A 12,686-nucleotide genomic window follows, 5' to 3' on the forward strand; every position below is an offset into this window, starting at 1 on the left:
GTTCAGAAATCCACCTGGAGGGAGGCGCTCAGGTTGCGGCCGGGCTGGGTGAAGAAGGCCGACCCGGCTTCGGTGCTGCTCAGGCCGACCTGGCGGATATCGCTCCACAACCAGTATTTCTTGTCGAACAGGTTGTTGAGGGCGACGTTCAGTTTCGCGTTGCGATGGACTTGCAGGCTGGCGGAGAGGTCGAGTACCGCGTAGCCGGGTGTCCGGAAGTAATCGACGTCACCGCGGTCCACCTGATCCTTCTTGCGGGCGGCGCGCAGACGCGCATCCACGGCCAGGGGGCGGCTGGCGGCCTGGCCGTCCCAGCCGAGGTTGAGGTAGAGACGGGCGGGATCGACGGTGTTGAGCGGCTGGCCGGCCGAGGTCACGTCCCCGTCGGCCCAGGCGATGGCGCCGGCGCTGCGGAAGCCATGGGGCAGAGCCCACTGGCCGCGCAGTTCTGCGCCGCGGATGCGGACGTTGGCCAGGTTGATTGACTGGTACACGGAGCGCACCGCGTTGCCCAGGCAGGCCGGTGCGCTGGCCCCGCTCGGGGTGGAGCAGACCAGTTCGTTGCTGATGAAGTTGCTGTACTTGTTGTTGTACAGGGCCAGTTGTACGTCGCCGCCCGCCAGCTTGAAGCGGGTGCCCACTTCCATGCCGGTGCTGGTTTCCGGTTTCAGGTTCGGGTTGGGCAGGCTCGCGTAGTTCTGGGCGGCGTTGTAGAACAGGCCATTCACTTCTTCGTAGTTGGGTGCCCGGAAGCCACGCATCACTTGCCCGTAGAACGACGTCGCCGGGCTGTGGCGCCACACGGCGGCCAGTTTGGGTGAGGCGGCGGAGTGATCCTGGCTGCTGGCCGAGAAAGTCTGCGTGCCGATGGTCTTGCTGATGGCGTCGGGGCGGAGCTTGACGCTGTCGAGGCGCAGGCCGGGGGTCAGGCTCAGGCGGCCGATGCTGATCTCGTCCTGTGCGAACAGGCCCAGGCTGTCGGATTCGCCGGGGGCGAAATCGCGCAGGGGATAGGTGTCGCCGGCCAGCGTCTTGCCGACGCTGCCGGTGGTCTGGTTGGTGATCGTGTAGTCGCGGATCTCGGCCAGTTGGTGGTGGCGCCAGTCGGCACCGACGACGATGAAGTGGTCGAGGGCGCCGCTATTCAGCCCCTTTTCCAGTTGCAGGCCCACGCCGGTCGTTTGCTGGCGGAAGTCGAAATTCATGTCCACCAGGCAGGTGTTGCTGCCGCTGCTCGTGCCGGAGCAGCCGCTGGTGGTGGCGCTGCGTTTCTGCAGCGTGTAGGTCTGGTTGGTGGCGTTTTGGTGATAGGCCGAGAGGAGCAGGCGGTCCACCAGGCCGGCCGTGGGCTTCCATTCCCAATCGACGGAGACGCGCTCCCGGCGCGCATCCTCGCTGCCATCCGCGGCGCTGACGCGGGGCAGGGAGGTGGACAGGCGCAGCAGTTCGCTGTCGCTGTGCTGGTGGCGGTCCTCGTAGGTGAAGCGCAAGCGGTGGCCGGTGGCCGGCTTGACGACGAGCCGGGCGAGGGTGCCGCGGGAGCGGTTGTCCTGGGGATTGGGCTGTTCGCGGCCGGCGCTGCTGCCGCCGGTCTCGCCCCGGTTGTCCAGTTCGCTGCCGGTGCGCCGGGTGAGGGCCAGCAGGGCTTCGACGGTGTCGTTGGCGCCAGCGAAGTAGGCGGTGTTCTGCAGGCTGTCGTCGGCACCACGCCAGGTGCCCTTGTAGCGGACGGCGACGTCGCGCTCGCCGAGGATGTCGCGGGGGTCGAGGGTCAGGTAGCTGACCACGCCGCCGAGGGCGTCGGAGCCATACAGGCTGGAGGCCGGGCCGCGCAGGACTTCCACGCGCTTGAGGAAATCGAACTCCGGGCTGTCGGAGCTGGACGTCGTTGCGTTGGAGGGACCGCCGCCGTTGTAGTAGTCGGGCAGGCGAACGCCGTCTACCTGCTGCAGGACCCGGTTGCCTTCGATACCGCGGATGTTGACCGAGCTCGCGCCGAAGCGCCGCAGGTCGCGGGCGACGACGACGTCCGGCTCGTCCTCGAACAGCGCGGCTTCGTCGTGGGGAAGGCGCCGGGCGATGTTCTCCGCACTGATCGCGGTGACGGTGGTGGGTACGCTGTCGACCGTGGTTTCGGAGCGGGTGGCCGAGACGATCACTGCGCCCAGCGTGGTGGTTTCGTCGGCGGCGGCAAGGCAGGCGTTTCCGGCAAGCGCTGCGCCGATGAGGAGGGCGAGAGGGGATTTCCTGAAGCAGGAGGCGGGGCGGGTACCGGGCACGACGGATCTCCAGATATCGAAAACATCTGGCTAGCTGGCGTGCGGAAGACCCGGGCTGGCTGGCTTGACGCAGGTGGGGATGAAGGGGGCAGCAGGCTGCCGGAGGAGGAAATCTACCCGGATTGATGAATAAATGCAAATCATTATCGTTTACATTTATTCATCTCCCATCTAAGATGAATTCCGGTTCCCCGTTACAGGAGTCAGGAAATGCGATCGATGCTGTTCAACGTCTGTTTACTGGCGCTGCTGTTGTCGGGGGTCTTGGCGGCAGGGCCGGTGTGATCTTCGACGCCTGCGCCGCCCCCGTTTTCTTCCAAGGAATCTCTGTCGATGTCTCGTTATACCGGTCCCCGTTTGAAGGTCATGCGCGCCCTCGGGTGCGAGTTGCCCGGCCTGTCCCGAAAGTCTGTCGGTGAGCGGGACTATCCGCCCGGGCAGCACGGTGCGCGTCCGCGGCGCAAGTCGGATTACGGTCTCAAGCTGATTGAGAAGCAGAAGCTGCGCATGAATTACGGGCTGACCGAAGCCCAGTTGCAGCGGCTCTTCCGTGAGGCCAAGCGCGCCAAGGCGCCCACCGGCAGCAAGCTGCTCGAACTGCTGGAGCGGCGGCTGGACAACTTCGTGTTCCGTGCCGGCTTTGCGCCGACGCTGGTAGCTGCCCGCCAGCTGGTGCGCCACAAGCATGTGCTGCTCAACGGCCAGCCGGTGAATATCCCGTCGATCCGGATCAAACCGGGTGACGCCATCGTCCTCACCGATAAGGCGCGGCGCATGCCGATGGTGCTGGAGTGCGTCGAGCAGCCAGCCCTGACCCACCCGGAGTGGCTGAACAGCGACGGCAAGGGTTTTCAGGCCGTGGTGACCCGTCTGCCGGAGGCCAGCGAGGTGCCTTTCCCGGTGGCGGTCCAGCATGTGGTCGAATACTACGCGGTGCGGATATGAGTATCCCGTGCTACTGCCGAGGCGGCGAGGAGGAGGACGGCCTGCCCGGTTACGAGACGTCTCCCGATCTGGCGTTGGTGGCCTTGCTCACCTTGATGAGCAGTTTCCCCGCCCGTCGCAGCGCGGCGGTGGCCCAGTCGATCGTCACGCACCTGCGGGTGGTCAGCGCGGATGAACGTCTGGATGGCATCCTCAGGGGATGCGCCGCCCAGCTGGTGAGCAACTGGGAAGCGTTGACCGTGCTCAGCCAGCCCGGGCCCGAGCCGTTGGCGCCGTCGACCCGGGTCGTCAACTGAGCGGCGTGGCGGTCAGATCTGCCTGACCGTGATGTTGAGGGTCTGGATGCGGTAGGCGATCTGCCGTGGGGTCATGCCGAGCAGGCGCGCGGCCTTGGCCTGCACCCAGCCGGCCTGCTCCAGTGCGGCGATCACGCGCTCCCGCTCATCCATGTTCTCGTCGCCCAGATCCACGTTGCTGACGGGAGCGGTGGCGGCACTGGCCGTACGGGGGCGGGGCGGCTGCAGACGCTCCTCGATACCGGACAGCAGAACGAGGTCGCGGTCGATGTGGCTGCCTTCGCACATCACCGCCGCCCGCTCCAGACAGTTTTCCAGCTCGCGCACGTTACCCGGCCACATGTGCTGGGTCAGCAGGCGTAGCGCGCTGTCGGTGATGCCCAGCTCGCGGCCTTGCAGCTTGGCGATCTTGGCGACCAGGAAATTGGCGATTTCCGGGATGTCCTCGATGCGGTCGCGCAGCGGCGGTACGTAGATCGGCATCACGTTGAGGCGGTAGTACAAGTCTTCGCGAAACTTGCCTTCCTCGACTGCCATTTCCAGGTCGCGGTGGGTGGCGGCGATGACGCGCACGTCCACCTTCAGCGTGCGGCTGCCACCGACCCGTTCGAGTTCACCTTCCTGCAGGATGCGCAGCAGCTTGGCCTGGAAGGCGGAGGAGACTTCGCCGATCTCGTCGAGGAAGAGGGTGCCGCCGTCGGCCTGCTCGAAACGCCCCTTGCGCTGGGAAACTGCACCTGTAAAGGCGCCTTTCTCGTGGCCGAAAAGTTCGGATTCGAGCAGGTTTTCGGGCAGTGCCGCGCAGTTGAGCTTGACGAAGGGGCTGGCCGAGCGCGGGGAGTTGTAGTGGATGGCGCTGGCGATCAGCTCCTTGCCGGTGCCGGTCTCGCCGCGGATCAGTACCGTGGTGTTCCACTTGGCGACCTGCCGGAGCTGGTCGAAGACCCGTTTCATCGGCTCGGAGCGTCCGACGATTGAGGAGAAGCCGTACTGGCCGCGTACCGCCCGGCGCAGGTCGTCACGCTCGTCGACCAGATCGCGCTTTTCCTTGGCGACCTGGCGGGCCAGGCGCACGCTCTGGCCGATCAGGTTGGCGACCATCTCCTGGAAATGAGCCCGATCATCGAGCAGGCCGTCGTCGGAGGTGTCGGGCTGGCTGGCCAGCACGCCGACCAGCTCGGAGCCGATGCGGATCGGCACGGCGATGAAGGGCTTGTCGGGGGCGTAGGCGCCGAGGCGGTCGAGGAAGCGCCGTTCGCGGGCGACCTCGTCGAGAATCACGCTGCGGCCGCGCTCCAGCACCAGACCGAGCACGCCCTCGCCACGGGAGTAGCGGATGTGGCCGGCCGCTTCCACGTCGAGTCCGTGGGCCGCGCTGATGAAGAGTTCGTTACCGGTTTCGTCGCTGAGGAGGGCGACGAGGCCCAGGCGCAAGCCGCAGCCTTCGCCGATGACCTGGAGCACTTCCTTGAGGGTGTCCTGCAAGTCGAGGGAGCGGGACAGGATCTGGCTGACGCTGAACAGCGTATCCAGCTCTGCTTCAAGAAGGGCGCCAGGGGCCTGGATCAGATTTTCGCTCACGGGCGTCGGGTCCATTCAATGGCGTGCATTGGCTTAGCTTCCCGATGGGGAGAAGCCGATGATGAAACGGCATCCGCCGGTGTAGTCCGGGTCGATGTCAATCGTGCCTTCGTGGCGCGTGACCACATCCTGGGCGATCGCCAGGCCCATTCCGACAGAATGGGAAAGCGGGCGCTTGGTGGTGAAGAAGGGTTCGTAGACCTTGTGGCGCAACTCCTGAGAGATGCCCGGGCCGGTGTCTTCGATGACGGCGACGATGCGTCCGTCTCTTTCCTCGGTGCGTACCTTGAGTTCGCGAACATTGCGGCCCCGTTCGTTCATCGCTTCGATGGCGTTTTCGACGATTTCCTTGAACATGCTGCGCAGCATGTTGGCGCGACCGTGGAAGTGGCTGAGGCGTGAGGTGGGTTGCCAGGCGACGGTGATGCCGGCGGCGAGCAGGCGTTCGGTCAGGAGCATCAGGACATCGCGCAGGATGTCGTTGAGGTTGACTGGCGCGGTGGCCTCCTGCGGCGCTTCCGGCATCGATGCCTCGAAGGTGCCCAGCGCGGCCTCGCCGGCGGTCAGGGCTTCCTTCAGGGCGTTCTTCAGCATCGCCGTGTCGATCTGGGTGCCGCGGCGATCGAGCATGTTGGCCGCCGCGCGGATCATGTTGAGCGGTCCGCGCAACTGGTAAACCGCGCCGGACAGGGTTTCGCGCAGGCTCTGCACCAGTTCGGCCTCGGCCATCGTGGCGCGGATGGCGCCGATGCGTTCGAGTTCGCGTTGGCGCTTGGCGGCGGTGATGTCCTTGATGAGAAGCATCAGGTAGGCGCGGGCCTGGGGATCGAAGAAGGAATCGGCCTTGGCATCCTGTTGTTCGAACCATGAGCCGGAGCACGAGAACCAGCGCACGGCCTTGCCGGAGGCAGGGTGTACGCAGATCTCCTCGTCGACGAAATTGCGACCGCCGAGTTTGGGTGGCTCGAAGGCCAGACCAATGGTATTGCGCAGCTCGGCAAGGACCTGCAGGGCGGGTTCGGTTACGCCCAGATCATCGGTCAGCTTCTTGTATTCGTGGTTCTCCAGCACGACCTGCTGCTGGTCGTCCAGCAGGGCGATGGCGATCGGTGCCACGTCGATGACGGATTCGATCAGCGCTTTCTGGTTTTGAACCTTTTGCTTGAGGGCGTGCAGGGCGGTGACATCCCGGTGCATGCCGAGGCAGTAGGCCGTTTCGCCCCTGGCGTCCAGGATGGGGGTGATGGTCAGCTCCGCGATGTAGCGGGAGCCATCCTTGCGCCGATTGACGAGGGTTCCGTTCCAGGTTTTCTTTTCGTGCAGGGATTTCCAGAGGGTCTCGTAGACGGAGCGCGGAGTGGTCTTGTAGGACAGGATCGATTCGTTGAGGCCTAGCACCTCGTTCGGTGCATAGCCGGTGACGCCTTCGAAAGCCGGGTTGGCATACAGGATGCGCGCCTGTGGGTCGGTGATCGAGATGGCGATCGGGGCCTGCTCAACCGCTTCCAGGAACAGCCAGATGCGACTTGGAAAGGCCTGGGCGGCGGCAATCTCATTCACGAAGTCGTCATCGCTCGACGCATTCTCGAGGGCCTTGGCGAGGGCCGCCCGGAGTGCTTCCACACGCACGGCAGTCGGCGGCTGACCGCTTGCATCCCCGTCCGAACGGGGGCGGCCGTTGGTGACCTCTGACATGGCGAAACCTCGTACTCTGAACAGAGCCCCATGTGGGGCGGATTTGACTGTGGTCCCGATCGGCGGGGACCGATGGTGGGTGATAAGCCTTTTAAGCAAAGAGTGAGCCCGATTCAGCGCGTCGGCTGTGTTTGAGGTTGTTTCTGGTTTGTTTCTTTTTGTGAATCAAGGGCGTGTGATTGGTGGTGAGGCTGGCTTCGGGGCGATGTCCGGTGATCTGTTCGGTCTCACTTTGGGCTTCTGCCCCATGCTGGTGCATCGCTTATCCGGCCCATCCCGAAACCGGCCTGTCGCCCTCTTACAGTGCGTAAGGCGCGTGCAGCCAGCGGCGTACGATCTCCTCGTCGCGGCGCGGTAGGTAGGCGAAACCTGCATTGGCATCTTCCATGACGACACGCGCGACCCAGTGAGGCACCGCCTTGGTGGTCAGCATGTGGAAATACCAGGCGAAGGGGTAGCCGGCGGCGCGGTCGAAGGACACCAGTGCATCATGCAGGGCCAGTTCGCGGGTGCCTTCCCGTGCGCCGAAGACGGGCGGCTCGCCGTCGATGGCCGGCACCGGCTGGGCGCGGATGACGTTCTGCTGGAAGCGGTCGAGATGTTCGCGCACGGCAATGACCCACTGGTTGCTGAAGGCGGTGGCATGCCCGGCGCTGGATTCGCTCCAGTCGTCCGTGAAGCGCTGGATGGGTTGTGCCTCAGGGGTTTGCTGCCGCAGACGTGCCAGCAGGTCGCCGATATGGGTCAGACGTCGGAAGGTGTAGTAAGGGAGCCCGACGGGCTGTCCATTGTGGTGCCCGAGATCCGGGTCGATGAGTTCATCGATCGCGCCCGGCGCCGGGGTTTGGGCAAATAGCGTATGGGCCTGGGTTTCCTGCAGGTCTTCGATTTCGAGTTGCAGGAAATCGGTGGATTTCTCCCCGGTGGCGGCCACGAAGTAATGGGTGCGTCCCACGCGGCGGGTAGCTATCAGACCTTTCCCCGCGTATTCCTCGCGCAGGGCGTCGAAGTCCCCGTCACAGGCGGCCAGGGTCATCTCTGCCCAGCTTTCCAGGTCGTCGGAGACCCGGGATCCATCCGCCGCCAGCACACCTCCCAGACGGTACCAGCCGCCACGGCACAGGGTGCGACGGAAATGGAGTTCCGGCAGGTGGCGGGCCAGTTCCTTGGCCAGGATTCCCGGACCGGCCGAAACCGGGGCAAGGGTGCAGACTTCGACAACGGATGCTTCGAGTGCCTTGGTGCGCTCGGTCCAGCTCGGGTTCGCATTCATGGGCGTGCTCCTTCTATTTTTGGCTGTGACATGAGGAAATTTGAATGAGGCTCGCAGTCGAGGTCGCGGCCTGCTGTCTGCAAGCCGGGCCGGGCCGGGCGCGGCGGAAGGAGCGTGCGTGAGGTGACGGATCTTCTGGGGGCGCGACAAAGAGCCGGGCAGGTCTACTGCCCGGCAAGTGGCGGTGCGGGACGCAGGAATCCGCGTGGAGCCCAGGGTGCCGCGCCATCGCATGCGGTGATGCGAAGAATCAATCGTCGTCGTCATCGTCCAACTGGCGACGCGGCACCGTCTGGGGGTCGCAGATGATCCCGCGGTAGATTTCCACGCGGTCGCCCGGTTTGAGCGGGGCTTCCAGCTTGACCAGCTTTCCGAAGACCCCGACCTTCTGGCTGGCCAGATCGATGTGGGGAAACTGCTTCAGTATCCCGGATGCCTCGATGGCTTCGCGGGCGGAGGAGCCGTCCGGCACTTCGATGGTCAGCCAGACCTGTTGGGACGGTTCGGAATAAGCAACGCCAACCTGCATGGTTCAGAACTCCTTGTGTGCTCGGCTCCCGGGGCTGGGCTGTCGATTGCGGGTTTTTGATTTCCCCGCAAGCAGAGCTGACCAGGGCTCGACTATTTATTTGAAGCGCGCAGTGTCAATCGGATGCCACAAAGGGGTCGAAAGGATTGCAGCAACGTCACTTGACCAGATTGCGAATGCAACAGCAGGTCTTGTGCCACATTGCGGGGTGGAGTTTTTTTATAGAAATCAAAGACGTTCTGATTGCAGTGGTGGGGTGTGAGTCTGCGAAGTCCTACAATTGTCGGAAATCCGACAAGCGTGTCCGAAATGAAAGAGGCTGCCCTGCAGTGGAATGCACAGGCTTCCTTTATTGCTGCATAAGTCCCGCTCGAGGGGCCGGAATGAATCAGGCCGCGCGCCTCTCGGCCGCGCCCGGCCGGCCTTCTTGCGGCGCAATAAAGTTGATCTGTGTCAAAATGTCGCCCTTATCGCGGCGTATCCTTCCGCGAAGCCTGCCGCCGGTCTGTCCGGTGTGCAGTCAGGGGGGTTTTGTTTTCTTTTGATGAGGTGACTCACATGCAATCGCAGACTTACAACTATAAAGTCGTGCGGCAGTTCGCCATCATGACGGTGGTATGGGGCATCGTGGGCATGCTGGTCGGCGTTATCGTCGCAGCACAGCTCGTGTGGCCCGAATTGAACGTTGCCGAATGGCTGCACTTTGGACGGCTTCGCCCGCTCCACACCAACGCGGTGATCTTTGCGTTTGGTGGTTGTGCTCTTTTTGCCACGTCGTACTACTGTGTGCAGCGTACCTGTCACACTCGTTTGTTTGCCCCGGGCCTTGCTGCCTTTACTTTCTGGGGCTGGCAACTGGTCATCCTGCTGGCTGCGATTTCGCTCCCGCTGGGTTTCACTTCCGGCAAGGAATACGCCGAACTGGAGTGGCCGATCGATATCCTGATCACCGTGGTGTGGGTTTCCTACGCCGTCGTGTTCTTCGGCACCATCGCCACCCGCAAGACCACGCACATCTACGTGGCGAACTGGTTCTACGGCGCCTTCATCCTGACCGTTGCCTTGCTGCACCTGGTCAACAGCGCTGAAGTGCCGGTTAGCCTGACCAAGTCCTACTCCGCCTACGCGGGTGTTCAGGATGCGATGATCCAGTGGTGGTACGGTCACAACGCGGTGGGCTTCTTCCTGACCGCGGGCTTCCTGGGCATGATGTACTACTTCGTGCCGAAGCAGGCCGGTCGTCCTGTGTACTCCTACCGTCTGTCGGTGGTGCACTTCTGGGCGCTGATCTTCACCTACATGTGGGCGGGTCCGCACCATCTGCACTTCACCGCGCTGCCCGACTGGACTCAGTCTGTCGGCATGGTTTTCTCCCTGATCCTGCTGGCTCCGTCCTGGGGTGGCATGATCAACGGCATCATGACCCTGTCTGGCGCCTGGCATAAGCTGCGCACCGACCCGATCCTGAAGTTCCTGATCACCTCGCTGTCCTTCTACGGTATGTCCACCTTCGAAGGTCCGATGATGTCGATCAAGACGGTCAATGCGTTGTCCCACTACACCGACTGGACCGTTGGTCACGTGCACTCCGGTGCCCTGGGTTGGGTGGCAATGGTGTCCATCGGCGCGATGTACTATCTGCTCCCGCGCATGTACGGCAAGACCGAGATGTATTCCACCAAGCTGATCACCGCCCACTTCTGGGTGGCGACCGTCGGTATCGTGCTTTACATCGCTTCCATGTGGATCTCCGGTGTGATGCAGGGCCTGATGTGGCGTGCCACCAACCCGGATGGCACCCTGACTTATTCCTTCGTTGAAGCCGTGAAGGCCAGCTATCCGTTCTGGGCTATCCGTGTCGTAGGCGGGGTGTTGTTCCTCACCGGCATGCTGATCATGTTCTACAACATGGTGAAGACCATTGCCGGTCAGAAGGCCTATGAAGCTCCGGTGCTGGCACCTGCTGGCGCTCACGCCTGATCGGGAGGAAAGAATAATCATGGCTCAATCGAATCACGACTTTATTGAACGCAAGGTTGGCTGGCTGATCGTCTTTACGCTGATGACTGTCAGCGTCGGTGGTCTGGTGGAAATCGTTCCTCTGTTCCATATGAAGTCCACCACCACGCCGGTGGAAGGTCTCAAGCCCTACGACCCCGTTCGCCTCGTCGGCCGCGATATTTACATCCGTGAAGGCTGCTACAACTGCCATTCCCAGATGATTCGTCCGTTCCGTGCCGAGACCGAGCGTTATGGCCATTACTCGGTTGCCGGTGAGTACGTGTATGACCACCCCTTCCAGTGGGGCTCCAAGCGTACCGGTCCCGATCTGCACCGCGTTGGTGGCCGTTATTCCGACCAATGGCACCGCATTCACTTGCTGAACCCGCGTGACGTTGTCCCCGAGTCCAACATGCCGGCCTTCCCGTGGCTTGATCGCCCGGCAAAGATCGATGACATCGAGGCCAAGATGACCGCGCTCCGAAAGGTTGGCGTTCCTTACTCCGATGAGGAAATCCAGGGAGCCCGCAAGGCGCTGGAAGGCAAGACCGAGCTTGAGGCCGTGATTGCCTACCTGCAGGGTCTCGGCACTGCGCTGAATGCCGGCAAGCCGGCCGCTCCGGCGGTGGCCGCCGCTGCAGCTCCTGCCCCGGCAGAGGCTGCCGCACCGGCTCCGGCCGCTGCGGCTCCGGAAAAACAGTAATCCATTCGGAGAACGAAGGAGCGCATCGTGGATATCAATGACGCACGTACGGTCGTGACAGTCTTGGGCTTTGTCTGTTTCATCGGTATCAGCCTGTGGGCGTACAGCGGCCGTGCGCGGAAGGGTTTCGACGAAGCTGCGCTCTTGCCGTTCGGCGAGGACGACTTGCCGCTCTCCGATTCGGGGCGGCAAACCAAGGAAGGAAATAAAAATGGCTGACTTCGTTAGCGGTTTCTGGAACGCCTGGGTGATGGTGCTGGTGTTCCTGAGCATCGCGTTCTGCGTGTTCGTGCTGGTTTCCAACACGACCAAGCGGACCCCGGGCCCGGTCGGTCTGCACGATCACGTGTGGGACGAAACTTTGCAGGAGTACAACAACCCGCTGCCGCGCTGGTGGATGTACATGTTCTGGATCACGATCATTTTCGCGATTACCTATCTGACGCTGTATCCCGGCTTTGGCAACAATCAGGGCAAGCTGGGCTGGTCTGCCGCCGGTCAGTGGGAAGCGGAGCAGAAGGCTGCGGCCGAAAAGTACGGTCCGATCTTCGCCAAGTACCGCAGCATGGACCTCAACGCGGTCGCCGGCGACAAGGAAGCCAATGAGATGGGGCATCGCATGTTCCTGACTTATTGCGCGCAGTGTCACGGTGCTGATGCCAAGGGTGCCAAGGGTTTCCCGAACCTGACCGACAGCGACTGGCTGTATGGTGGCGATCCTGAGGTCATTCGCACGACCATTCTAGAAGGCCGTCAAGGCATGATGCCCCCGTTCGGACCGGCTCTTGGTGCGGATGGTGTCAAGGATGTGGCCAACTACGTGCGTTCCCTGTCCGGTCTGGCCAACGACTCCCTGCGCGCCCAGCGCGGCAAGGAAATCTTTACCCAGAACTGCGTGGCATGTCATGGTCCCGAAGCCAAGGGTACCCCGGCTCTCGGCGCGCCGAACCTGACCGACAAGACCTGGCTGTACGGGTCGTCCGAGGCCACGATCATCGAAACCGTGACCCATGGGCGTACCAACCGGATGCCGGCCTGGAAAGAATTCCTGGGTGAGGACAAGGTACATCTGCTGGCGGGCTATGTGCTGAGCGTCTCCAAGAACGCTGCGGCTCCGGTGGAAGAAAAGAAGTAAGTTTTCGTCGAGAAGCGAAATTGCTCGAGAACAAGAACCCCCCGGGCTGGTCCCGGGGAGTTTTTGATTTGAAATATTAGAATATAATAATTTTGCAATTATGAGTCAGCCAGACACCCAAGCTGCAAAGAAAGCCAGCCCCTCGACTGCACAGGCAAGCGAAGCAGAAGACACCCTCTACGCCGTCCGCCAGAAGGTCTACCCGCGCGCGGTGACAGGGCGCTTTGCAACGTGGCGGTGGATCCTGGT

General features: G+C 62.8%; 10 protein-coding genes and 1 pseudogene. 6 read left to right on the forward strand and 5 right to left on the reverse strand.

All coding sequences use genetic code 11. The features are described 5' to 3' along the window. Positions 1 to 2: 2 nt before the first annotated feature. Complete coding sequence (locus B4920_RS02895) at positions 3 to 2,279, reverse strand: TonB-dependent hemoglobin/transferrin/lactoferrin family receptor (protein WP_161493225.1); 2,277 nt, start codon at positions 2,277 to 2,279, stop codon at positions 3 to 5. A gap of 333 nt (positions 2,280 to 2,612) precedes the next feature. On the opposite strand from B4920_RS02895, the gene rpsD reads away from it, so the two are divergent. Next, positions 2,613 to 3,224 carry a 30S ribosomal protein S4 gene (rpsD, locus tag B4920_RS02900; RefSeq protein WP_079433084.1) on the forward strand — a complete coding sequence of 204 codons (612 nt, stop codon included), beginning with the start codon at positions 2,613 to 2,615 and terminating at the stop codon, positions 3,222 to 3,224. Then, positions 3,221 to 3,520 carry a hypothetical protein gene (locus B4920_RS02905; RefSeq protein WP_079433085.1) on the forward strand — a complete coding sequence of 100 codons (300 nt, stop codon included), beginning with the start codon at positions 3,221 to 3,223 and terminating at the stop codon, positions 3,518 to 3,520. Before rpsD ends, B4920_RS02905 begins: the two co-directional genes overlap by 4 nt. A 12-nt stretch (positions 3,521 to 3,532) precedes the next feature. On the opposite strand, the gene nifA is transcribed toward B4920_RS02905, so the two are convergent. The 4 genes from nifA to B4920_RS02925 all read right to left on the reverse strand — a co-directional run bounded on the left by nifA (position 3,533) and on the right by B4920_RS02925 (position 8,598). Continuing rightward, positions 3,533 to 5,101, reverse strand: coding sequence for a nif-specific transcriptional activator NifA (gene nifA / locus B4920_RS02910; protein WP_254050815.1), 1,569 nt, complete (start codon positions 5,099 to 5,101; stop codon positions 3,533 to 3,535). 33 nt (positions 5,102 to 5,134) lie between these two features. Continuing rightward, positions 5,135 to 6,796, reverse strand: a complete 1,662-nt coding sequence (gene nifL / locus B4920_RS02915) for a nitrogen fixation negative regulator NifL (protein ID WP_079433087.1) — start codon at positions 6,794 to 6,796, stop codon at positions 5,135 to 5,137. 298 nt (positions 6,797 to 7,094) lie between these two features. Beyond that, positions 7,095 to 8,069: a hypothetical protein gene (locus tag B4920_RS02920; protein ID WP_079433088.1), complete on the reverse strand. Its 975-nt coding sequence runs from the start codon at positions 8,067 to 8,069 to the stop codon at positions 7,095 to 7,097. 250 nt (positions 8,070 to 8,319) lie between these two features. After that, positions 8,320 to 8,598 (reverse strand): RnfH family protein, encoded by a 279-nt coding sequence (locus tag B4920_RS02925; protein WP_079433089.1) that lies wholly within the window; start codon positions 8,596 to 8,598, stop codon positions 8,320 to 8,322. Between the two features lie 558 nt (positions 8,599 to 9,156). Here B4920_RS02925 and ccoN point away from each other — a divergent pair. From ccoN to ccoP, 4 genes and pseudogenes are all read left to right on the forward strand, one after another. Continuing rightward, positions 9,157 to 10,578: a cytochrome-c oxidase, cbb3-type subunit I gene (gene ccoN, locus B4920_RS02930; RefSeq protein WP_079433090.1), complete on the forward strand. Its 1,422-nt coding sequence runs from the start codon at positions 9,157 to 9,159 to the stop codon at positions 10,576 to 10,578. Between the two features lie 19 nt (positions 10,579 to 10,597). Next, a pseudogene (gene ccoO, locus B4920_RS02935) lies at positions 10,598 to 11,209 on the forward strand (cytochrome-c oxidase, cbb3-type subunit II); the annotation flags it as partial. Between the two features lie 120 nt (positions 11,210 to 11,329). Continuing rightward, on the forward strand, positions 11,330 to 11,521 hold the full coding sequence (locus B4920_RS02940; RefSeq protein ID WP_079433092.1) for a cbb3-type cytochrome c oxidase subunit 3: 192 nt from the start codon (positions 11,330 to 11,332) through the stop codon (positions 11,519 to 11,521). After that, entirely contained in the window at positions 11,514 to 12,437 is a 924-nt protein-coding gene (gene ccoP, locus B4920_RS02945) for a cytochrome-c oxidase, cbb3-type subunit III (RefSeq protein ID WP_079433093.1), read from the forward strand. Before B4920_RS02940 ends, ccoP begins: the two co-directional genes overlap by 8 nt. Positions 12,438 to 12,686 lie beyond the last annotated feature (249 nt).

It is taken from the genome of Zoogloea sp. LCSB751, from assembly GCF_002028455.1.
In the GTDB taxonomy this organism is placed as follows: Bacteria; Pseudomonadota; Gammaproteobacteria; order Burkholderiales; family Rhodocyclaceae; genus Zoogloea.